At 43.2% G+C, this 23,045-nt stretch carries 17 protein-coding genes; 3 read left to right on the forward strand and 14 right to left on the reverse strand.

Annotated features, from left to right (window positions below):
* Positions 1 to 22 precede the first annotated feature (22 nt).
* Together CS948_RS18770 and CS948_RS18775 are read left to right on the forward strand one after the other, a co-directional pair.
* The gene (locus CS948_RS18770; RefSeq protein WP_099293626.1) at positions 23 to 925 is read left to right on the forward strand and encodes a beta-1,6-N-acetylglucosaminyltransferase; all 903 of its coding nucleotides are present in this window, start codon (positions 23 to 25) and stop codon (positions 923 to 925) included.
* A gap of 257 nt (positions 926 to 1,182) precedes the next feature.
* Positions 1,183 to 2,826, forward strand: a complete 1,644-nt coding sequence (locus tag CS948_RS18775; protein WP_176555128.1) for an LTA synthase family protein — start codon at positions 1,183 to 1,185, stop codon at positions 2,824 to 2,826.
* A gap of 835 nt (positions 2,827 to 3,661) precedes the next feature.
* Here the strand turns inward: CS948_RS18775 and CS948_RS18780 are convergent.
* From CS948_RS18780 to CS948_RS18845, 14 genes are all read right to left on the reverse strand, one after another.
* A complete protein-coding gene (locus CS948_RS18780; RefSeq protein ID WP_099293630.1) occupies positions 3,662 to 4,156 on the reverse strand; it encodes a UpxY family transcription antiterminator in 495 nt (164 codons plus the stop codon).
* Positions 4,156 to 6,111, reverse strand: coding sequence for a nucleoside-diphosphate sugar epimerase/dehydratase (locus CS948_RS18785; protein WP_255302076.1), 1,956 nt, complete (start codon positions 6,109 to 6,111; stop codon positions 4,156 to 4,158). Before CS948_RS18785 ends, CS948_RS18780 begins: the two co-directional genes overlap by 1 nt.
* A gap of 130 nt (positions 6,112 to 6,241) precedes the next feature.
* Positions 6,242 to 7,699, reverse strand: coding sequence for a pseudouridine synthase (locus CS948_RS18790; RefSeq protein WP_099293632.1), 1,458 nt, complete (start codon positions 7,697 to 7,699; stop codon positions 6,242 to 6,244).
* 124 nt (positions 7,700 to 7,823) lie between these two features.
* Positions 7,824 to 8,906, reverse strand: coding sequence for an LptF/LptG family permease (locus tag CS948_RS18795; RefSeq protein WP_099293635.1), 1,083 nt, complete (start codon positions 8,904 to 8,906; stop codon positions 7,824 to 7,826).
* Positions 8,907 to 8,927: 21 nt separating this feature from the next.
* Complete coding sequence (gene tgt, locus CS948_RS18800) at positions 8,928 to 10,058, reverse strand: tRNA guanosine(34) transglycosylase Tgt (RefSeq protein WP_099293637.1); 1,131 nt, start codon at positions 10,056 to 10,058, stop codon at positions 8,928 to 8,930.
* Between the two features lie 54 nt (positions 10,059 to 10,112).
* Positions 10,113 to 10,646, reverse strand: coding sequence for a hypothetical protein (locus CS948_RS18805; RefSeq protein WP_099293639.1), 534 nt, complete (start codon positions 10,644 to 10,646; stop codon positions 10,113 to 10,115).
* Positions 10,647 to 10,867: 221 nt separating this feature from the next.
* Positions 10,868 to 11,188, reverse strand: a complete 321-nt coding sequence (locus tag CS948_RS18810) for a TRL-like family protein (protein ID WP_227215890.1) — start codon at positions 11,186 to 11,188, stop codon at positions 10,868 to 10,870.
* A gap of 122 nt (positions 11,189 to 11,310) precedes the next feature.
* Complete coding sequence (locus CS948_RS18815) at positions 11,311 to 11,544, reverse strand: hypothetical protein (protein ID WP_099293641.1); 234 nt, start codon at positions 11,542 to 11,544, stop codon at positions 11,311 to 11,313.
* 61 nt (positions 11,545 to 11,605) lie between these two features.
* A complete protein-coding gene (locus CS948_RS18820) occupies positions 11,606 to 12,013 on the reverse strand; it encodes a DUF4878 domain-containing protein (protein ID WP_099293642.1) in 408 nt (135 codons plus the stop codon).
* Between the two features lie 21 nt (positions 12,014 to 12,034).
* Positions 12,035 to 16,036, reverse strand: coding sequence for a leucine-rich repeat protein (locus tag CS948_RS18825; RefSeq protein WP_099293644.1), 4,002 nt, complete (start codon positions 16,034 to 16,036; stop codon positions 12,035 to 12,037).
* Between the two features lie 30 nt (positions 16,037 to 16,066).
* Positions 16,067 to 16,903, reverse strand: coding sequence for a hypothetical protein (locus tag CS948_RS18830; RefSeq protein ID WP_099293646.1), 837 nt, complete (start codon positions 16,901 to 16,903; stop codon positions 16,067 to 16,069).
* Positions 16,904 to 17,002: 99 nt separating this feature from the next.
* Entirely contained in the window at positions 17,003 to 17,998 is a 996-nt protein-coding gene (locus CS948_RS18835) for a hypothetical protein (protein ID WP_099293647.1), read from the reverse strand.
* Positions 17,999 to 18,025: 27 nt separating this feature from the next.
* Positions 18,026 to 18,943: a hypothetical protein gene (locus CS948_RS18840; protein WP_099293649.1), complete on the reverse strand. Its 918-nt coding sequence runs from the start codon at positions 18,941 to 18,943 to the stop codon at positions 18,026 to 18,028.
* A 10-nt stretch (positions 18,944 to 18,953) separates the two neighbouring features.
* Positions 18,954 to 20,147 (reverse strand): hypothetical protein, encoded by a 1,194-nt coding sequence (locus tag CS948_RS18845; protein WP_141560996.1) that lies wholly within the window; start codon positions 20,145 to 20,147, stop codon positions 18,954 to 18,956.
* Positions 20,148 to 20,706: 559 nt separating this feature from the next.
* Between CS948_RS18845 and CS948_RS18850 the strand changes: the two genes are divergently transcribed.
* Positions 20,707 to 22,917, forward strand: a complete 2,211-nt coding sequence (locus tag CS948_RS18850; RefSeq protein ID WP_255302077.1) for a S9 family peptidase — start codon at positions 20,707 to 20,709, stop codon at positions 22,915 to 22,917.
* The last annotated feature ends 128 nt before the right edge of the window (positions 22,918 to 23,045 follow it).

Genomic DNA, 23,045 nt, shown 5'->3' on the forward strand with positions numbered 1-23,045 from the left:
TTAATTACAACAACACAATTTAATGGAAACTAAAATGAATCACGCTTTTATCATGCAAGTTCACACTTTTCCCGAACAATTTGGTAATATCGTGAAATTACTAGCCTCATCTAACCATTTCTTTTTCATCAATGTAGATAAAAAAGTTAAAGACCTCTCGCCATTCCGAGAAGCAGTAAAAGATATCCCGAATGTTTTCTTTTTGCAAAAACGAATAAGCGTTACTCATGGCGGATTTTCTCAAATAGAATGTACTCTTTCTTTATTAACAATGGCATTGAATAACTCCGTGCACATGGACTATTTTCATTCTTTAAGTGGGATGGATTATCCTTGCTTAAGAAACGATGAATTTGATAAAATATTTGAAGATTCAACTCGCAGTTATATGTTTTTTGACTCTCCTGAGCAGGTCGTACAATGGCGAAATGAGAAATATACAGAAAGAGTGGATTGTTTTGATTTTAGAGATACCATTTCATCCAACTTCTTACCAATTAAAGCTATAAGAATAATCATTGGCATAATTGTATCAAAACTTATCAAAAGAAATAAAATTGAACATCTCTATGCTGGTTGGAGTTGGTTCTCTTGGCATCGAAACGTGGTTGAATACGTATTCGATTATTTAAAACGTAATCCTAAATATTATCAAAGATTCCGTTATACATGGAATACTGATGAACTAATCTTTCATACATTCTTATTCGACCAAGCAGAAACACTAAATATTGAAAAATATAACGCTTTAAGATTCATCGTATGGAAGCCTAAAAGAGAAGCGAAAACTTTACCACTAGTTCTTGATGAACGAGAATATTCTGAAATTGTAAACAGCAAAGCTATATTATGCCGTAAAATCCATCCTAAAATATCACACAAATTAATCAAGATGTTGCAACAAAAAATAGCTATCAACAATTAGTCATATAAATTTTAGCCTCCAAAAAACAATAAATTCATACCATCTACGCAACACATTATTTCTATATATTCTTTTTCAATATCATATTTCAAAATTTGAAAACATCATAACAATGCCTATTTTTGTATTATCAATCATAATGGCGTTTATTAAAAAGAATCGTAAAAATGACATTGAAAAATAATTTTCTGTACACTTGGATTCAGATAAAATATCCTATTATTATTTTCATTCTCGTGTATTGCAAACTCATATACATGCATTACTCTATAATTACCATAGGAAACGAACTTACTGTTTTTTCTCATATTGAAAATGCAATTAGTTCTTTTGTTGATACAACACTTATCCTTCTATTTCCAATTCTATTAATCAATAAGAGAAAATTTATTTACCTCCCAATTTTGATTTGTATAGATCTATTTGTACTTGCCAATATATGGTATAGCAGGAACTTTGATGCCTATTTACCATTATCTCTCTACTCAGAATTCAATAATCTTTCTGGAATAGGTTGTAATATATTAACAAGCATTCGTTTCCAAGATACCATTATCCCTATCACAAGTTTTATTGCTTTATTTATCGTCTATCGAAAATCTCCATTGTCAAATATTAAAACACGATTAAAAACAGGACTAATTTTTGTTAGTTGTGCAATAATATTAGCATCTTCATTACTAACATATTATAGATTAAGATCAATTACGTTAGAAGAAAAAATTATCCTCCCTTATTTATATATTCCCATGGAGCAAACTTTTAGATTTGGAATTTTCTACTACTTTGCAATGGAAACACATAATACCACTTCTCAATCATATTCTGTTACCGAACTTGATAAACTAGAACCATTATTCTGGACTTCAGAAAACACGAAAATCCATGTACATAAACCTAATATTATCATCATCATTGTAGAATCCTTTTTATCTTTCGCAGATGAACTTAGTTTTAATGGAAAGGAAATTACACCAAATCTGAACCGACTAAAAAAAGAAAACACCTACTACAACTTCAACGTAACACCCCAAGTTGGACTTGGAGTGTCGAGTGACGGGCAATTTATCTACATGACAGGACTTCTTCCAATAAAAAACACAATCACAGTTATTAATCATCTGTACAACAAATATCTTGCACTACCACGACTCTTAAAACAACAAAAAATATCTATCAAGAACCGTATGATTATCCCAACTGGAGATACTTTTTGGCGCCAAGATAAAATATGTCAAAGCTATGGTATCGACTCACTATTTTCAAAGAAAGATTACCCTCATCAAAATGATATATGGTTAAATGATGAAGATATTTTTAAACTTGCACAAAATAAGGATTTAGCTTCAGAACAACCTTTTTTCTCTACGATTTTAACCTCGTCCATGCATTCCCCTTACAATAGAACTTTCGGAAATGAAGAATTTGACTTCCCTTCCAATTATTCTTGCGAACTAAAAAACTATCTAAAAACACTCCATTATACAGACAAACAAATCGGGAAATACATCCGTTTCCTTAAAGAAAATCACTTGTACGAAAATTCCATTATTGTTATAACCAGTGATCATGAAGCCCATGCATGCAACTTGAATCTGCCTTCTGAATTAGAATATATCACAAAAAAGATTCCACTTTATATCATTAACTCCCCAATACAAATCACTAAAAGCAATAATTATCCCATAGCCCAATTCGACCTCTTCCCCACTTTACTTGATATCACCGGAATTCACTCATCTTGGAGAGGAGTCGGTCAAAGCCTATTATTACCGGACTCTCTTGCCAATAGTCCTCATGAACTATTAAGAAGAGAAAAGGCACAAGAGATATCCGAAATCATTATACACAGTGATTATTTCAGACTCCACCATTACAATTCATCCCATATTCCAGAATAACGATCTACAACAAATTCATAGTTAAAATTAAAAGCCCTCACGAATAATCAAGAAGAAGAAAAGTAAAAAGTTATCCTTACTTTAACCGTAAAACCGAAGAGAATTACCCCTAAAGCAACCCTTCTTACCGTGCTCGCTTCGTTCGTGCCTATATATCGCTCCATGTAAGATAGGAGCAACATAGTTCTTAAAACAACTCAAACACGGTAAGAAGGGTAGTTTTATCACGGCTTTACAGTGGTTCTTCTGTGAAATTACACTTTCCTAACTAAAACTACATATAATTTCCATGGGTTTCTAATCTTCCCACTCTTTTCCGCAGTTATAATCATCTATTCATGTCATGAAACTATAAATATATCACTTTTCTAATTAAAACCACATGTAAACGACAAACAAAATAACTCTCGATAGAATTTACCAAAGATGCAAACCTATAGAGACCCCACTGCAATCCTACCCTACCTTCGGTCTTCCTTCGTCTATCACGCGGAGATTCTATTACCTCCAATATAGAATCCCCACCCTCAAGGCACCAATTCACCGCCCCATGTACTTATTTCCATAGATCTTGGATAGTATTACTATAGTTTTTCAGTAAGACTGTCTCCTTGAATCACAAGAATTGAGCCATATACACGGGAAGATAAATAACTTGCTCTTCTTCAAGAAGTTCCTTTGTATAAACGAGATAGCAAGTAAGTATTTTATTGGAAAACTTTTTGCAAAAAACATCGGTGTTCTCCCGGAAGGAACAATCTTTCTAAATCCATCCTCGTATAATTGAATAATAGACCTTTTCACCCCAAATACCCGAAAATCTCAAAATCTTCCTTCACAAACGAACCACACTATCCTGTGACACGGCAGCAATTACATTACCAACCCGGGGCAATCGAACCAAAACCCGACACACACCCGGCTCATCAAGCAATTCTCCCTCAAGTCCTAAAAGTTTACCTTGAATGACACGAACGGGAGAAGTAACCGGAATATCACCTTCAACAACATCTATTTCCTCCGCGTGATCATTTAAAAGACGCAAGGATGTAATCTGTTGCTCGGAATACACGACAGGGGTTTCGCCCTCTCGTAAAAAAGATATTATGCCGGTAATGTCTTGAATTTTGGAAAACTCGGAACGTGTAAGCCGCACGAATACACAATTGCTAAACAGAGGAACTTCCACCCGTTTTACCTGATTATCCGAATTCCACTCCACCACACGCGAAGGGATATAATACACGATTCCGGCTTCATCAAGTCGTTTTTTTACACGTTTTTCCGCCCGAGAAGCGGTATATATAGCATACCAATTCGTCTGCTCCATTATTCTCTCACTTCTAAATTTTCAGTCACCTGAATTTTATCCAGCACCTCCTGCATGTGGTGTTGAACTCCCTCTTCTTCCATTTGGAAATCAATGGATTCATAAGTAGAGTTCTTGGATTTAAACTCGGGAACGATACATTTCATTTGTTTTACCACGGCAAAGTTATCCCTCGTTTGCAAAGCGATATCAAGAGCTTTGATCGAATCGACAACTTCATTATAATTATATTCACGCACTTTAGCAATCTTGATTCTCTCGTGCACGGTAGGCAAAGTGGTTTCTTTCACGTTAAGTACCTCCTCGTACAACTTTTCACCCGGACGCAAGCCCGTGAACACGATATGAATATCTTTACCTATCTCGTAACCGGAAAGTTTAATCATCTTCCGCGCCAAATCAACGATTTTGACACTCTTACCCATGTCGAACACGAATATTTCACCACCGTTCCCCAATGCCCCGGCTTGAAGTACCAACTGGCAAGCCTCCGGGATAGTCATAAAGAAACGGGTAATCTCGGGATGAGTTACCGTAACCGGCCCCCCGGCCTCTATCTGTTTTTTGAAACGAGGGATAACCGAACCATTGGAGCCTAAAACATTTCCGAAACGCGTCGTGATAAAACGAGTATTCGCTATTCGATTTAAAGATTGTGTATAGATTTCCGCGATACGCTTGCTGGCACCCATGACATTGGTAGGATTCACCGCTTTATCGGTAGAGATCATCACGAAACGTTGGCAATCATATTTGACAGCACAATCAGCCACGTTTTTCGTTCCCAGAATATTGGTTTTCACACCTTCGATCGGGTGTTTTTCCATCATTGGGACATGCTTGTAAGCCGCCGCGTGATACACTATATTAGGTCTGCATGTTTTGAATATACCTTCTACCCGACTCTGGTCACGAACATCACCGATCTCGATCTTGTAATCGGTAAAACCACATTCTTCCTTTAATTCCAATTCGATATCATAAAGAGCAGATTCGGCTTGATCGAACAACACGATCATCGCCGGGTTGAAATGAGTCAACTGGCGCACGATTTCACTACCGATTGAACCTGCCGCACCCGTTACCAGCACGACCTTGTTCAATAATTGTTTACGCAAATTCATCTCGTCCATGTGGATCACTTCACGCTCGAGTAAATCCTCGATCTTTATATTTTTAATATGCCGCATGCTCAATTCCCCGTTTATCCAACTCTCGAAACGAGGTACCTCAAGCACGTTGACATTCGCGGTCAAACAGGTTTCCACGATCTCTCGCTTTTTATCAGCCGAAATCTGTTTTTTGGCAATCACCACTTTATCTACCCGGTGACGTTTCAACAGCCCGGGCAAAGCGGACATCTTGTATATTTTGACTCCTTCAAGTACTTTCCCCGCCTTGCGATTGTTCACGTCGATAAAAGCCAACACGTTATAAGTGGCATCTTCCACGTTATCCATGGCATGCTTTGCCATAATCCCGTACTCGTCACTACCACAGATAATCACGTTCTTTTTCGTGCGCTCGGCCCCGACGTACTGGGAAAAGATTTTTTTCACGATCGCACGACTCATCACCATCACGCTTGTCAATCCCACGTACTCGGTAAGAAGCACCGACAAAGGGATGTAAGTCTCGCCAAACACTAGAAAATAGATACCGTCTCCCATCAAAAGAGCTATCTCACCCGCTGTCAAGACGTAATAGATACGCAAAGCATCCTCTGTTCCCGAGAAACGCACTATGCCGGAATAAGTACGCCCCAACACGAAACTGATAATTCGGACTCCCACGATCACGAGGGCTCCGTTCAGAACAAAATCCAACCTCATCCGGTCAATTTGGAAATTAACCCAGATCAGATAGGCAACACTCACAGCCATTATGCACAACGCCACGTCTATCAAGAATACAATCCATCTAGGCGTGTAAGAAAATGAATGCAATGTCCTCATTCTGTAAAGACCATTTGTTATAAAAGCAACCATATCATTATTAGTATAAAATAAAAACCTTCGCGGATTACCATTCCTTAAAGGTGGACATCCGCGAAGGTAATAGAAATATATTAAAAAGAAAACTTTTTTAATATGCTTTTAATACGTTCACCTCTTCCGGCGTTAAAAATCGCCAACGTCCCCGCGGCAGATTTTTCTTCGTGATCCCGGCGAAAAATACCCTATCCAACCGGAGTATCTGGTACCCCAGATGCTCGAATATCCGGCGAACGATTCGATTCCGACCGGAATGAATCTCAATCCCGACCTGAGTCTTATCGTCAGCAGATACCATAACTTCATCGGCTTTAATAAAACCGTCTTCAAGGTCAATACCTTTCCGTATGGCATCCAAATCTCCGGTTTTTACCACCTTATCCAAGAATACGTGATAAATCTTCTTCTGGTTATACTTGGGATGCGTTAATTTTTTAGCCAAATCGCCATCATTCGTGAAAAGTAACACTCCTGTGGTCTGACGGTCCAAACGCCCAATCGGGTAAACCCGTTCTTTGCAAGCTCCGTCGATCAACGACATCACGGTTTTACGCTCCAAGGGATCTTCCACCGTGGTCACGTAATCTTTCGGTTTATTCAACACGAGATATACTTTGCGCTCCGGAACAATCACTTGCTCATCCACTTCAACTTTATCCGTCCGTTTCACTTTCACCCCTACCTGCTGTACAATCTCACCGTTCACCTTCACTCGTCCGGTAGTAATCAAAACATCCGCATCACGTCTGGAACAAACACCTCCTTTGGCAATATAACGGTTTAAGCGCAGTTCTGTTTCCTGTCCCTCGTTTTTCTTGCGAAACTCGATTTGCTTTTTCTTGCTGTATACACTTCTGGATGCCTCCTCGTTATCAAACGATCTCTTGGGACGCTCGGAAAACCGTTCGCGACGATCTCCTCGATCATCCCGATTTCCCTGCTCCCGACGATCATCTCTCCGGTACGCGTCACGATTTCTGTCTTGGAATCGATTTTCTCTGTTTCTATCCTGATCTTGCGGACGTCTTTCACGACGGTCTTCACGGTCTGAATTACGGTAATTATCACGATACTCTCTTCTCTCACGATTATCTCGATTATCTCGGTTATCACGGTCATTGCGATATTCCCGTCTTTCACGAGCATCTCGACTATCCCTGTTATCACGATACTCCCGTCTTTCCCGGTTATCACGGTTGTCCCGGCTATCCCGATCAAAAGATCTTCTCGGAGCACGGTTATTGTTATCCCGATTCTCGAAACGATTGCCTTCACGTGTTCCTCTTTCCCGGTTTCCATCCGTCTCCCGACGATAACGATTCCCGTTGTCGGAATCCCCGGATTGTTCTCTTTCTCTTTCCTTGTTCAAATCACGGATACCATTATATCCACGTTCACGGTCAGACCGCTCCGCGTTAAAACGGCTAGGTCTTCTGAATTCTCTTTCTCCACCCTCACGGTTTTCGAAATTCTGTGTTCTGCCCCGACGATTCTCATCACGATTCTCTGTCGGTCTAGTAATTCTAGGTCTTTTAGTTTCCCTACTCATGTTCTAAATCTCAATTTAATTTTTGATTTTATTTCAATCACGCGAGCCGATGCCCATTTCTAATTTTGAAACAGTGATCACCCTATTTATCTTTCATTTTCAATTTTACATTTTCAATTTTCAATTACTTCGGTGCCGCCCTATAAACGAAAAACGCCACCACAGAGAACAGGATATTCGGTATCCATACAGCTAATAACGGATTCATGTTTCCATTGGTTGCAAAAACTGTTGAAAATTGCATGAATAAAATGTACGAGAAACTGATTAATAAACCTAATCCCAAGTGGAATCCCATTCCTCCCCGTATTTTTCGGGAGGCTATACACACGCCGATTAACGTCAATATAAAAGTGGAAAAAGCACCCGAAAACATCTTGTACTTTTCGATCTGGTATTCCACCACGTTACTGCTTCCCCGCAATTTTTGACGGGCTATATACTCGTCCAACTCCGGCAATGTCAGACGTTCCTTGATTTTCTTCGGGTCTTCAGTAAATTCTTTTACACTGAAATTCAGTACGGTATCGATATCTTCTTTCCCGACAGTATAAGTTTCATTCGTCCCGTCAAATTCCCGTAAAACCCAATTTTTGATAGTCCATTTTTCTTTTTTATCATTCCACACGATAGAATTCGCAGACAATTTGCTGACCAGCGTGTCATCCTTGAACACCTCGTACGTGAAATTATCTCCCCGTTTGGCATATATACTGAACCCGCTCATGTAAATAAACTCACCGGGCGCCACCTGCTGGTGAATATCATTCTCCTTGAAATTATAAGGTTTCCAGATATATTTTTCAGAAAAATCAATCCGTTTTTTATTGGCATTGGGTATAATGAACGCGCTCAACAAGAGTGACAGACCGGCAATTACCCCCGCCGAAATCATGTACGGGCGCACCATACGCCGGAAACTGATTCCCGTGCTCAGAATAGCGATAATCTCACTGTTGTACGCCATCTTCGAGGTGAAAAAGATCACGGATATAAACGTGAACAAGGCGGAGAACATATTAGCGAAATAAGGCACGAAATTCACGTAATAATCGAAAATAATCGCCTGCACCGGGGCTTCTTTTTCAAGAAATTTCTCCAAACGTTCCGAGAGGTCGAAAACAATCACAATACTCAAGATTAGCACCATCGAGAAAAAGAAGGTACCCAAGAATTTCCGGATAATATAGATGTCTATTTTTTTCATTTTCACATGTACCTCGCAGCACTACAATCTTCTTGTAACTTTTTTAATCGTTCTCGTTTTCCACTCTACAAAATCCCCTGCCTGTATATGTCGGCGTGCTTCCCGCACCAACCACAAATAAAACGACAAATTATGGATCGAGCAAATTTGTAAGCCTAAAATTTCATCCGCTTTTATTAAATGTCGCAAATAAGCTTTCGAGTAATCGGTATCCGCGAAACTCAACCCGGCGGGATCGATAGGACTGAAATCATTCTCCCATTTCTTGTTCTTTATATTGATAACCCCTTCTGTCGTGAACAACATCCCGTTCCTACCGTTACGCGTCGGCATCACGCAATCGAACATATCCACTCCAAGGGAAATCGCTTCCAGAATATTTTCCGGCGTTCCCACGCCCATGAGATAACGGGGCTTATCTCGCGGCAAAATCCGATTGACAACCTGAATCATCTCGTACATGGTTTCCGCCTCTTCCCCGACGGCCAATCCCCCGATAGCGTAACCTTCCCGTCCCAAAGCCACGGCATGCTCCGCAGCACGTTCCCGTAAATCTTTATACACGCAACCCTGCACGATAGGAAAAAGTGACTGGTGATACCCGTACAAGGGTTCCGTCGCGTCAAACTGCCGCACGCATCTTTCCAACCAACGCTGCGTGAGTTCCAACGACTTTTTTGCGTACCCGTAATCACTCTGTCCCGGGGGACATTCGTCAAACGCCATCACGATATCCGCCCCGATCTTTCGCTGAATATCCATCACGTTCTCCGGCGTGAATAAATGCTTCGAACCATCTATATGCGAACGAAATACAACTCCCTCTTCCGTGATTTTCCGGCAGTCCCCTAAAGAAAATACTTGAAAACCGCCACTATCAGTGAGGATCGGACCATCCCACGAGTTAAACTTGTGCAAGCCGCCGGCAGCTTCCAATATACCCGTGCCCGGACGCAGATACAAGTGATACGTGTTTCCCAGAATGATTTGGGCTTTAATATCTTCCTTCAATTCCCTTGCATGCACGGCCTTCACGGTTCCCACCGTGCCCACGGGCATAAAAATCGGAGTTTCGATATTCCCATGATCCGTGGTCAACACACCGCATCGTGCCTCACTATTCTTGTCTTTCGCTAAAAGGGTATATTTCATCTAATCATGATTTTGAGCCTGCAAAGATAGCACAAGTAAACGAGAGTTGCAACACTAACTTTTTCGGTTCAAACGAATCATCTCCTGTAATCGCCTAAAACGGGCACAAACTTTTGACCACGTCCCCGCTTTGTCCCTAAAGCATAAACCGACATTATCCTTTATCGAGAATAGTGTCAGCGTGAAGGGTTGCTCTTTATACATTCGCACCCACACGTCATAAGTCAACATACAACACGCACGACATCTCCAAGCATTTTTACGCGGTTCGCGATAAATCATTTCCACGGCACAAGCATACCTCGAACCATCCGGGAGATCCACGAATAAAGAATCCGTATTGAAAACCGCGTTCGTTTCCACCGTAATCAATAATGTCACGGAATCCCTTGCATCCAAATAAGTATAATCATACAACAAAGACCCGCGACACAATTTCATATTCCCTTTCATCTCCGCCATTTTTTGAGGATACACGAAATAAAGCAATCCATCCGGATGTATTTTCTGCACGTAGAAACCTTTCAGATTCTGGGCTCCCAGCGGCAAAGCCATGAACAACACAAACACCAAAAACAATCTTCTCATAACTATAATATAAAGAGAAAGCGATGTCAAAACACACCTCGGGTCTGTAAAGTTCATAAAGTCCGTAAGGTCAAAAGGTCTGTTATTTTTTTTGTAAATGTCTGATATTATATCAATTGACTTTATAAACTTTAGGAGCCGAAGGCTCGACTTTATGAACTTTATAAACTGGAGGTGTGTCGAAACACACCTCCATTACCTGTTTCAATTAAATCTTCCGTTTACTCCCCGTAAACCATCACCTTATAAGTACTGAAAATTCCCAAAATACTCTTTTTCTGGCTGTCCACGTGGCTGATTTTCTTAATTCCGGCAGACTTGGCAGCGGCTTGAATAGAAGCATCTCCCGACAGATACACTCCCAAAATATTGTTCACGGAAGCAGTTCCTACCTTTGAGCCCAGCGGGTTGGATGTCACGTGTTCACCTGTTTGCACATCCATGTAAATAGCTCCCATTCCGGCTTGACTTGACAAAGACGCACAGCTTGACATACCCGCTGCCACTACCACTAGTAACAATAATCTTTTAATTGATTTCATAGTTTCTATTTTTAAATTTTAAATATAAGGTTCTTGTAACAACGCTCTTTTTAATATTTTTTCAAAAATACAAGAAAATCATAATTTCCCGTGCAATATAACGATGCGGGAATGACACGATTTTATTGCGAATCTTGCGACTGCATTTTCTCTTTTAACCGCTCGGACAAGTATGAAAAAAAGTCCCGTTTCAAAAGCAGGGAAACCCGAAATAACAGAGTCGTGTCAATACTTTCCTTTTGAAACAAACGATAAACGTTTGAACGATCGCATGACAATTTACGGGCAAACCAACTAATGCTCCGCTCCTGTTTTTCCAATTCCTCCTTAATTAAATCTCCGATACTTTTCTCCATAGTTTTTATCTCTATCCGTTACATCGCGAAAAACAACTGTCTTTCCATGAATTTCCTCTTTTTAACGACCGGGGACACCTTGGTACACCATCCATTTCCCATCAACTTTCCTCACATCCAAATTATCCGTTCTTTCTCTCTCTCCTTTTTTTTCTTTCAACAAGACCTGCACCTTTGCCTTAGTGCCATCTTCCGAAAACTCAATCCCTTTCACGGTTTCCTCGTACTTGGCTGCCTCTTCTTCCATGAATTTCAATACTTGTTTATCTTTAGCTTTTCCCGCTTTGACTATCTGGAAAAGCATATCATTTCCCACCACGTATTTCTCCATGGATGAATAGTTACCCTCTTTCGAGTCTTTATAAAACTTCAACGCCAAATCTTTCACTGTTTCCTCATCCGACTTACCACATGATGCCATTAAACCGCAAACGAGTAACAACATCAAACTAAATAATTTTGTTTTCATATTCAAACGATTAAATTAAACTTATTCCTCTTCTATCACGGCAAATTCATTCCATTTATTAGCTGCTTTATAAGTTTCAAGAGAACCTTTAGGCACAATCAATGTACACTCGGACGCATTCGCAAACGGTGAAAGCGATAAAACCAAAGGTTCTGCCCGATTACAACGCACGTACTTTATGTCCGGCATCCCGTAAAAAGCTTGATATCCCAATGAAACCAAGGTACTCGGGAGAATTATCGTATTTCCTATACTTTTACAAGCAAAGGCATAACTCTTTACCGTAGTCACCCCTTCCGGAATAGTCAAATTACCCGTGAAAGCGTCACAATAACTAAAAGCATTTTCCCCTATCACGCGTAACGAAGCAGGCAACACCAAAGCTCCGGACAAGGACTTACAATTCCAAAATGCGTTATCTCCAATCTCTTCCAAACCGGAAGGCAAAGTCAACGCCCCGTTGAATCCCCTGCAATCGGAAAACACAGAAGCCTCAATCACCTTTATTCCATTCGGTACAATCAAATTACCCGTGAAACCTGAGCAAGATGAAAACGCCCCTTTCCCGATTCGTGTAAGCGTTGACGGAAGACTCAATTGCCCCGTGAAAGAACAAGCTCTAAAAGCCTCCATTCCTATAGTTTCCAAACCGTAAGGTAAAGTCAACGCTCCCTCGAAAGCACAATCGGCAAACGCCTTGTCACCAATCGATTTCACGTTAGAAGGAACAACCAGATTACCGGCTAACTTAATACAATAATTGAATGCCCCCTCATCTATCTTTTCCAACGCCGCGGACAAAGTCACCCCGGTAATTTTCTTACAATAATTAAAAGCTTCCTTACCAATTATCCGTACCCCATCAGGAATAATTACATCCCCTGTTAACGATTCGCAACCATTAAAAGCTGACTCTCCAATTTCAACACAAGTGGCAGGCAACACCAATTTCCCGTCAAAATAATTTCCATAAAAAGCCCTACGGCTAATCACCTCTATTCCATCAGGCAAAATCAAATCGCCACGCAAACCGGTGCATTGCGCGAAAGCGTACTCGCCTACTTCCTTCAACCCGTCAGGCAATTCCAGTGTTCCGGTAAAATTATTACAAGACTGGAAAGCAGCGTACCCGATTTTCGTCACGCTTCCCGGAAGTTTCAATTCCCCTTTAAAACCGCAATCATAAAAAGCATAGTCCCCAATCTCCTCCAGCCGAGATGGTAACACAATATAGCGGAAAGCACTCTTCCCGTAGAAAGCCCGAGCGGGAATACTGGTATCTTCCACCTCTTCCATATCGATACTTATCAACTTTGTCATGGAATACTTCATGGCGTCATAATCATCCTGTCCCAATGTTCCGCTCAACTTCACCCCACAAGTAGTCGTCATACGCTCTTTTCCGACCAACATCCTCAACGTTCCCAGCGTCTTCAAATGAATATAAAGACTATCACCCACACCTTGGTACACACTAATCACACGAGATTCTCCTGAATTACATTTAACCGTCACGAATCCTTTACGATAGCTTCCCGAGGTATTCGCATCAACAGTAAATCGCAATGTATCTGTTTCCGCGATTGTCATATTCCTTATCCACGAATATTCTGCCGGAATATCTACAACAGAATTCCCTGTAGAAGAAACCTTCACGGAAAAAGCATCATTACCACCATTCACGCAAAACACCTCATCCCCAAGCTCATCTTCATCTCCGCCCAGCGTGAAACCGTACCCCTCCTGCTGGGGGAAAATACCTTCATCCGGAACAAAAGAGTCCCAATGCGGCAATGCCATCACCTCTGCCGGGAACACTCCCGTCAAGCGATTGCCACACATCGACAGTCCATAATAATAGAATATATTTCCTAAAACATCAGTAGATTTCGTCGTTTGAAGAAGATGTAATTTGCCTAATTCTTTCGGCACTTCCCCTGTCAAATTGTTATTGTGCATACTCAAGTGAACCAAATTCGACAAATTTCCCAATTCAGCAGGAATATTTCCCTCCAAATTATTGTTATGCAAGTACAACCAGACCAATTCAGACAAATTCCCTAACTCCGCTGGAATCTTACCTGACAAATTATTTCCCTCCAAATAAAGCTCTGTCAACTGCGTCAAGTTTCCTAGTTCTACCGGAATATCTCCACTTAAGGCATTGCCATTCAAATTCAAATAAGTTAATTCAGTCAAACCACATAACTCCCTGGGTATGATTCCTGTAAGATTATTTTTCCCACCCCAACGAGAACGGCCCAAATTCAATCTCTTTAACTTCTTCAAATTACCAATCTCCACAGGGATCTCTCCGACAAGATTGCAATTACAATCAGCATATATTTCTTCCAATTCTGTCAATCCTCCCAATGCCGAATTTAAAGATTCTACACCCAAATCCCTAAAATCCAGTTTAATCACTCTTCCATCTTCATTACACGTCACTCCCATCCAAGAGGAAATTGGTTTATCGGTTCCCCATCTACGAGCAAATTGTCCTCCATAATTCCAATGCTCTCCACCCGCAGCCTTCCAAAAAGCCATTAAATAATCCCTATCCGAAACGCCTTCCTGCACAACCGTAAGCGCCACAATCTTCTCCATCCCCTCCTCGCCAACTCTCACGATAATTTCTCCCTCACGGGGTTCCCCATTATTGGCAGTCGTTGTCACGGTGAGGGTATTACCGTTCGCCTTGGCACTACACCACTCCGCAATTTCCGGGGCAACAGAGAATGTCCAAGAACTTTGATTCGTAATCACCAGCACATCCCGGCTCTCGCTGACAGGCGCCATCTGCAATGTATCATGATTCAAAGCCAACGTCATTGCCGGTAATTGAATCACACGTACCTCCTTTTGTAAATTACCGGCTGTAAAATTAATCATACACTCGCGTGACACGGTAGGGTTATCATAAGCCTTCGTGTAAACGATTACCGAATTGGCCTCATCGATTACCTCGCACCAACCAGAGCCTCCCGTCACGGTAGCCTCCCACTCGTCGGCATTTGTCGTCACCCGAAGTGTCGTGTATGATTCCGAGGCTTCAACCACAAGTGAATCCGCCGAAACCTCCAATGAAATAGCCGTTCCCAACTGTGCCAGCGAAAGATTGGCGAAAGCATTTCCCGTACCCGACGCAACGGTCAATTCGGATTTCCGGGCATTGCTTCCTGTATTTTTCTTCACGGAAATGACCACCTCGTCACCCTCGACACGAGCCTCGTACCAGTCTATCGACGGCAAATGAAGTTGCCAATCAGGTTGATTTGTCACCACCTGAACACGATGCTCCCCGCCATCGGCAGAGAAAGACAACATCTCCTCCGCCAACAACACCGCGGGAGCCGTACCCAATTGTTCCACGACAACCACCCCAGATGCCGTCACGTCTGTCGACACGCTGGAAGATGTCAAATTGATATACCCCTTTCTGGAATCCTTACCCGAATTTGCGCCCCGCGGCACAACGCTCAATTTATCACCATTTCGGGTTACCTCGAACCAAGCATCATCACCCCCCACCACATTGTACGTCCACTCGTCTTGATTCGTAGTCACCGTCAACTCTTTCTCCCCGGCATTTTTCTGCGCGAAGTTCAAACGTGAATCTGAAATTCTTATCTGGGGTAACATTCCCAGCTGAAACACGGAAACCGTTTTCGTCAACTCCTTGCTTCCCTTTCCCACGGTCACGGATACTGTCGCCGAGCGTTCCCGGTTGAACGGGTTCTCGTCAACCGTGATACACAACGTCATACCATCCGACGTCACGTGACACCACGTCGCCGCCTCTTCCGGCACATCCACCCGGTAAGTCTTGTAATTCGTCGTCACCATCACCGTGCGACTCTCCGCCTCCGCCTTGAACTCCACGCTGGGATTCGAGAAATCCAACGTGGCAATCGGTCCTACCTCGTCACCCTCCGGGTCAAACTTATCCGGGTAGCAACCCGTTTGCCAAAGCCCCAACCAAAGCAACAAGGCAAACGCTTTAAATATTCTTGCTTTCATCATAATCCTCTCTAAATTTTTAACTTAATACCCCTACCGTTTCTTCTTTTTCTGGAAATTAATCACGAAACCTATACCCGCGGTATAATCACACATGAAATCGTCACCGATCAAGGCGTTAGCCGTCCCCGACAGAACAATATGCCCCAACCGAAAACTCAATCCCAATTCGACCTCCGGACCTTCCTGAAAGTCACTCACGTAACGCTCACCACTCTTGCTCTCCCACTGGCGACCGTATTTACCGAAACCGCCTCCCAAATGAAGAAAACACCAGCGATAAAGCCCCATGCTCACGCCGGCAATATAACTCTCCCGGATATACCCCTTGTCCACCGAGCCTTTCGTGTCATACTCCTCGGTAATCTCCTCAATACGGAATCCCTCTTCTTTCACGTTCGATTTCTTGAAAGAACCGTAAAAACCGAAACGTTTCCCGAAACCTACACGCCCGCCGACAGGTGCCGTACCCGAGTACAAATACTCCGCCGTCATACCCCAACGGTAAGGACTCTCGTCGGGAGGGAACACCGTGTAATACAACCGTTGCTTCGGCGACATCACCAACCGCAACTCCTCCCTCACGAAACCCTCGGCAGAGATATACAACGTCCGCTTTACCTCGTCCGTCAAGTCAAACACGAAGCGGTACACGTGCAAACCGTCCTCGTTCACGCTCTTCTCCGGCTGCTCCCCGAAAGTAGACTTAATATTCAAATCCTCCAGCGGCGAAAGAAACTCAACACAAGCCTTCCCTTCCTCGGGAAAGAACGAGGTTCGTGATTCTTGTTGCTGAATCACCAACTTTTTCTGCGCCTGTAATTGGGCAAGCCCGACACAGCAAAACACCAATACCAATAAAAATTTCATACATCTCATATTCATAATTTTAAATCTCTATTTCACTACCATTCATGAAATAAAACGACTGTAACAAGTTCACTTGTCCGACAAAAAGCAAACACCCGCTCACTCCCCGTCATCGAAATCCGAAAGGGAGAAAATCTTATCGGCGGGCAAATCCGTACCGTCCTCGTACTTATCGGGTTGCCACGTGCGCACGTGAATCATCGGGTTCGTTTCATCCTTGAAATCCATCAACAGGAAAACGTACCCCACGTCATGGTAACGGTCGGACGTGAACCCCTGTTTCAACGTCACCCCGTAATAATGCTCCTTGGCGGGATGCTTCACCACCTTGATGTCGTCGAAAATGACACGGATCATCTTATTGCTATTGAACACGTTCCGCAAATTCGCCATATACTCCTGTTTCGTCTGGCGTTTATACTCGATGTCGTGATTCAAACGGAACGGGTTATCGCCGCCCTTCACCGACTTGACCACTTTTCCCGTGATGATCAAAGCATTGTCGCTAAACACCTGATCAAGAAACACAAGGTCTTTCCGGTTGTACGCCGTCCGGAAATTCTCCACGAAATCGAGGATCACCTGCCTGCGGCGCAGATCGGTCACCGTGATATTACTCCGAATCACCTTGCTATAAAGATGCATCCCGATAGCGAAATAAACCCCGGTAATCTCCCCCGAACGGGAGAAATTCACGACAGCCTCCTGATAGGTGTCGTCCCCGTACGCCTCGGGGTCCAAAGGCTCCATCACCAAGGGGATATTGCGCACCTGATAACCGGAAGGCGTCTGCAAACACTTCTCGATCACCTCCGTTTCCGCACACCGAAACGGGCTCGTCTTCCACAACGCCATCACGTCCGACACCGCACCGCCATCCAACCCGCATCCCACCAACTCCGGCTGCCTCCTCTCGAACTGTGCCATATTCACCTCGGTCAACAATTTCGTGAGCGACTGCTGCACCCGCTCTTTCACTACTTCATCCTGCATATCCGTCAGGAAAAAATCCGTACTGTACTGGGCTGAAACATTTCCCCCGAGCATACAGCACGCGCAGAGAAATAACCACCCGAAAAATAGCTTCTTTTTCATAGCATTTATCTGTTTTTTCACACCTTATCAATACAACTGGAACCACACCTTACCTTGGTTCGGGTAATTCTCGAGCCGGTCGCCCTCCGTGCCTTTCGTCAGGTTGCGCCGGGTAGCCATTCCCTTGCCCAAGATAGCTGTCACCTCCCCCGAACGGGAGAAAATCACCATGTAACACTGCTCTGGGGTAACCGCGGAACTCAATTTCCCGAACATCAATTTTCCCTTCTCCTTCTGCTCCACGAAATAACGTTGCAACTCGTCGATTTTCCGGAACGTCAATATCTTATCGAGCATCGGGTTACCCGTACCCCGGGGTGCCTCCTCCTTCACGACCTCGCGCACCACCACCGTGTCACGACGAGTAACCACTACCGTGTCTTTCCGCACAACCGTGACAGTATCCGTCACCCGTTGCACTTCGACCGTCTTCACCGTATCGGGCACCACCTCTTCTTTAGCAACAGCCGTCACGTCCACCCGCTCCTCACTACCGGTTGTATCCTTATCCACGAGAATATCCTTCACCGGAGTGTCCGCCAGAGTATCTTTTTTCACCGGAAGCACCTCTACCGAATCCTTCTTCTCTATCGTCTCCCCGGTAGTTGCTTTTTGTCCCGCGAACTTTTCATTCACGTCCCCTTTATATATATAGGCAAACACCCGCTGCTTGTTCTCCCGCGTCAAAGCGATATGCTGCCACTTCTCCTTGATATGCGGAATAATCTCCTTGCCCACAGACAAATCCGACTGGACACCCAGTATCAGGTTCTGCAAAGCCAACTCCCGCGCGTCATTCAGCTTATCCATCGTGACATCCGCATAATAATAATTACCACTCAACTTGATTTCTTTGATTTTTGCTTTCTCCTCTTGATATTGTTCTTGCGCTCCCGCCACGTGCAAGACAAACAAACAGAGGAAAAACAGATACAACCGTTTCATAATAACATATTTAATAATTCAACTTTTTCGCTTTCGATTTATATTCCTCGAACAAATCCAACACGTTGTGCGTGGGAACATACGTGTACAACCATCCCTTCAAGGAATAATCCCCCTTCAAAAATTTCTGCCGGTCGCACTCGTAATACAACACGTGATTGTAACCCAAATCGGAGTTCACCATAATAACGGTACCCGTGACCTTTCCCCGGGCAATCTCCTCCACACCAAAATAAGGCACACACTTTTCACCCTTACAAAAAGCCACCCAACTATTAACGGGCAATTCCAAATGATCGTAACGCTTACCGTAACGCCTATGTTCAACCTCCATAAACACCTCTTGCCCGATCCGCTCCCCTTCCAAAAAAAGATTCGCGAGAGAGGCTTCCGGACAATCCTTATCAAACAAAAGAGTAACCACACTATCAGGAGCAACACGATAATAACGGTCGGAACACAACGCCGGAATGATATAATGTTCACCTCTCCGCCTGTAATACCCGCACCCGGGGACAGCCGTCAGCACAGACAAAGGGACTTGCTCCACCGCCGGGGTATCCGGCATATACAGGAACAACTCTTTCTGGAAATCATCCTCCATCTCGATTTTATCCTTTCCCGCGATTAACCCGTACTGTTTCGGGAAGGTCATCTGCAAAGTGCCCGTTCCGGTGTCCCAGCCCACCTTGTAAGCAGTCGTATCGGCAACGAACACGAAATCCGTCCCCGGCTGGATCGCCGCCACGAACGAAACCAACGCCACGGGACTTTTCTCGAAAGGCACCCCGTTCAACACAAGCCCGACCTTATCATCATTCAAAAGCCGAAGAATCTCGTCCGGTTTATCTATCAAGAGTAAACGCAACAAATAACGCTCCACGAAATCATAGACCGGACGCAAATACTCCGCCACCACACGTGTATCAAAAAGTTCCAGTCCGATACTCGAGATCAATCCCCCGAACCCCGCTTCCACGCGTACTCTTTTCCCCGGACATATAGCATCAGCAGCATATATTCCCGGCTTCATTGCCGATATACCGCAGGTTTCCAACATTTGTCCTATCTCTTCCAATTGCTTTGTCCGGTAAATCGTTTCCTCTTGCGCATACAAACAATTCACCTCCAAACACATGAACAAACAACAAATATACATCCATCGTTGCTCTATCATATTCCAATTCAAAACCACCTTTTTCACCTTCAACAATATTATTTTCAATCGATTAACGCACGATTAAATTCACAATTCCTCTATCAAAAAACGATCGTTTATTGATAATTCAATCTGCAACGAATGACGATTATCGACAAATTCACAAATACTTGATTATGAATTTCGAAAATAAAATAGCTATCGTTTACTAATAATGAAAAAAGTTTTATATTTGTACATGATTAAACGATCGTTTTATCACGTCACAAAATCAGCCTTACATCCAAAAAGATTTCAACCCTATTTTATAATCATCATTATTTCATCATGTTATTATCGATATACAATACATGTAACATTTTTTATTCAATTACAATTATTTTTCTATTATCCAACCATTAAAATAGACGTTGAATAGGAGTTTAATGGGAATTGAATAGGAGATGGTACTAATCAAGTATAAATAATATACAAATATAATAACAATAATTTTACTTATTTCACGATTAATTCTTCCCGCTCCAGTCTAAAACATTCCAGCGTACTCCTTTTTTTAATCTTATATTTTTATCTTTGCCCAAATTAAAAATTAAAAATAATTGTCATGAGGATGATTTATAAGTTTATTGTATGTATGTTTATCATGGGGTTCGCCCTCCCCGGAAGCGCGCAGAATCAGGGCAAAAAATTCACGTTGAATGATTTCTGCCTGAATTACACCTTCAGGACGCAAGGAATCACGGGACTCCGCTCGTTGAATGACGGGGAACATTACACGGTACTGGAAGACCGGGGGAAAAAGCTTGTCATGTACAGTTATAAAACCGGAAAGGCTGTCGAGACTCTTCTCGATTTGAACGACCCGAAATACGGTGACGTGAAAATGATTCAAGATTACGAGTTCAGCCCGGACGAAAGCCATATATTGATTTACACGAATATCCAACCTATCTACCGTCGTTCATTCACTGCCGACTATTACGTTTTTGATTTCAAGAACAGGGAGTTGAAACCTCTTTCAGAGGGCGGCAGTCAACGTCTGGCGACTTTTTCGCCCGTGGGAACAAAGATAGCGTTCGTGCGCGACAACAATATCTTCATTTCCGACCTGCGTTTCGGTTCAGAGATTCAGATTACTTTTGACGGGAAATTCAACGAGATTATCAATGGAGCTCCTGATTGGGTGTATGAAGAAGAGTTCGCTTTCAACAAAGCCTTCGAGTGGGCTCCCGACGGGTCCGCCTTGGCATTTATCAAATTCAACGAATCGAACGTGAAAATATTTCACATGAACATGTTTCAAGGACAATACCCCGCGCTAAAAGAGAACGCGACTTATCCTTCCAACTATTCCTATAAATACCCGAAAGCCGGAGAAGCGAACTCCGTCGTGAGCGTTCATGTATATGACATCAAAGACCGGGTTACCACCCCGATGAACACCGGGGAAGAAACAGACATCTACATTCCCAGAATCAAATGGACGAAAGACCCCAAGAGATTGGCAATCATAAAATTGAACCGTTTTCAGAACCGTCTGGAAATCCTCCTTGCCAACGCCCGCGTGGGAAGCACAACCGTTCTTTATCGCGAGGAAAACAAGTACTATATAGCGGAAGAGAATCTGGATAATCTGGTTTTCACGGAAGACGGGAAAAACTTTATCATGAGCAGCGAGAAAAACGGTTATTCGCACCTTTATTTATATACCATGGGGGGCAAGGAAGTACAACCTATCACTTCCGGCAACTATGACGTGGTCGATTTCTACGGTTACGACCCGGTGAAGAAATTATATTATTACTCTTCACACGAGGAATCCCCTCTCGAGAAATACGTTTATTCCATCGACGCGAAGGGCAAGAAGAAGAAATTAACTCCCGCAAAAGGATGGAACGAGGCGGAATTCAGCAAATCGTTTAAATATTTCGTGAACGTGGTTTCCAACGCGGACATGCCTCCCCTGTACACGCTTTACACGGCAAACGGGAAAGCCGTTCGCGTGCTGGAGGATAACGCCGCGTTAAAAGAAAAACTCGGGGAATACAATGTAGCCAAAAGGGAATATATCCAAATCCCGGCTGCCGATGGCAAAACCCTGTTGAACGCGTGGATGATGAAACCGACCGATTTCGACGCGTCCAAGGCTTACCCGGTATTAATTATCCAATATAGCGGTCCGAATTCACAACAGGTAAGAAATTCATGGGGCATGGATTGGGCGCAATACCTTGCACAAGAGGGGTATATCGTGACCTGTATCGACCCTCGCGGAACTGCCGCCCGGGGAGAGGAATTTCGCAAATGTACTTACATGCAACTCGGGAAAATCGAGAGTGATGATATGATTGCCGCGGGGAAATGGCTCGCGGAGCAACCGTACATTGATGCCCGCAAAGTGGGTATCTGGGGATGGAGTTTCGGCGGGTTCATGTCTTCGCTATGCCTGATGAAAGGAAACGATGTGTTCTCGACCGCTATCGCCGTGGCACCGGTGACGCACTGGGGATTCTACGATTCCATTTACACGGAACGTTTCATGCGTCGCCCGCAAGACAACCCGTCCGGGTATAACGACAACTCCCCAATTAACTGGGTGAAGAACTTGAAAGGCAACTTGTTGTTATGCCACGGAACCGCCGACGATAACGTGCACGTGCAGAACGCGTACGAGTTGGCGGAAGCTCTCGTGCAGGCGAACAAACAATTCGACATGCAGATTTACACCAACCGGAATCACAGTATTTACGGTGGCGTGACCCGACTGCACCTTTACACGAAATTCGTTGACTATTTGAATCAACACTTGAAATAAAAAATGTATAAGTTGCGATTTAAATCGCAACTTATACATTTTTTTTATAACTTGCCAACGATAGAAATAATTCGGATTTCACGCTCTCGGTCTTCACGAGAACGACGGTGAAATCTTAAACCATAAAA

The sequence above is a fragment of the Butyricimonas sp. Marseille-P3923 genome, from assembly GCF_900184685.1.
GTDB classification, from domain to species: Bacteria; Bacteroidota; Bacteroidia; order Bacteroidales; family Marinifilaceae; genus Butyricimonas; species Butyricimonas muris.

What these genes read in the sequence shown, in the direction of transcription:
- CS948_RS18770 (WP_099293626.1), top strand. Translation starts at nt 23, where the DNA reads ATGGAAACTAAAATGAATCACGCTTTTATCATGCAAGTTCACACTTTT.
- CS948_RS18775 (WP_176555128.1), top strand. Translation starts at nt 1,183, where the DNA reads ATGCATTACTCTATAATTACCATAGGAAACGAACTTACTGTTTTTTCT.
- CS948_RS18780 (WP_099293630.1), bottom strand. Translation starts at nt 4,156, where the DNA reads ATGGAGCAGACGAATTGGTATGCTATATATACCGCTTCTCGGGCGGAA.
- CS948_RS18785 (WP_255302076.1), bottom strand. Translation starts at nt 6,111, where the DNA reads ATGAGGACATTGCATTCATTTTCTTACACGCCTAGATGGATTGTATTC.
- CS948_RS18790 (WP_099293632.1), bottom strand. Translation starts at nt 7,699, where the DNA reads ATGAGTAGGGAAACTAAAAGACCTAGAATTACTAGACCGACAGAGAAT.
- CS948_RS18795 (WP_099293635.1), bottom strand. Translation starts at nt 8,906, where the DNA reads ATGAAAAAAATAGACATCTATATTATCCGGAAATTCTTGGGTACCTTC.
- tgt (WP_099293637.1), bottom strand. Translation starts at nt 10,058, where the DNA reads ATGAAATATACCCTTTTAGCGAAAGACAAGAATAGTGAGGCACGATGC.
- CS948_RS18805 (WP_099293639.1), bottom strand. Translation starts at nt 10,646, where the DNA reads ATGAGAAGATTGTTTTTGGTGTTTGTGTTGTTCATGGCTTTGCCGCTG.
- CS948_RS18810 (WP_227215890.1), bottom strand. Translation starts at nt 11,188, where the DNA reads ATGAAATCAATTAAAAGATTATTGTTACTAGTGGTAGTGGCAGCGGGT.
- CS948_RS18815 (WP_099293641.1), bottom strand. Translation starts at nt 11,544, where the DNA reads ATGGAGAAAAGTATCGGAGATTTAATTAAGGAGGAATTGGAAAAACAG.
- CS948_RS18820 (WP_099293642.1), bottom strand. Translation starts at nt 12,013, where the DNA reads ATGAAAACAAAATTATTTAGTTTGATGTTGTTACTCGTTTGCGGTTTA.
- CS948_RS18825 (WP_099293644.1), bottom strand. Translation starts at nt 16,036, where the DNA reads ATGATGAAAGCAAGAATATTTAAAGCGTTTGCCTTGTTGCTTTGGTTG.
- CS948_RS18830 (WP_099293646.1), bottom strand. Translation starts at nt 16,903, where the DNA reads ATGAAATTTTTATTGGTATTGGTGTTTTGCTGTGTCGGGCTTGCCCAA.
- CS948_RS18835 (WP_099293647.1), bottom strand. Translation starts at nt 17,998, where the DNA reads ATGAAAAAGAAGCTATTTTTCGGGTGGTTATTTCTCTGCGCGTGCTGT.
- CS948_RS18840 (WP_099293649.1), bottom strand. Translation starts at nt 18,943, where the DNA reads ATGAAACGGTTGTATCTGTTTTTCCTCTGTTTGTTTGTCTTGCACGTG.
- CS948_RS18850 (WP_255302077.1), top strand. Translation starts at nt 20,707, where the DNA reads ATGAGGATGATTTATAAGTTTATTGTATGTATGTTTATCATGGGGTTC.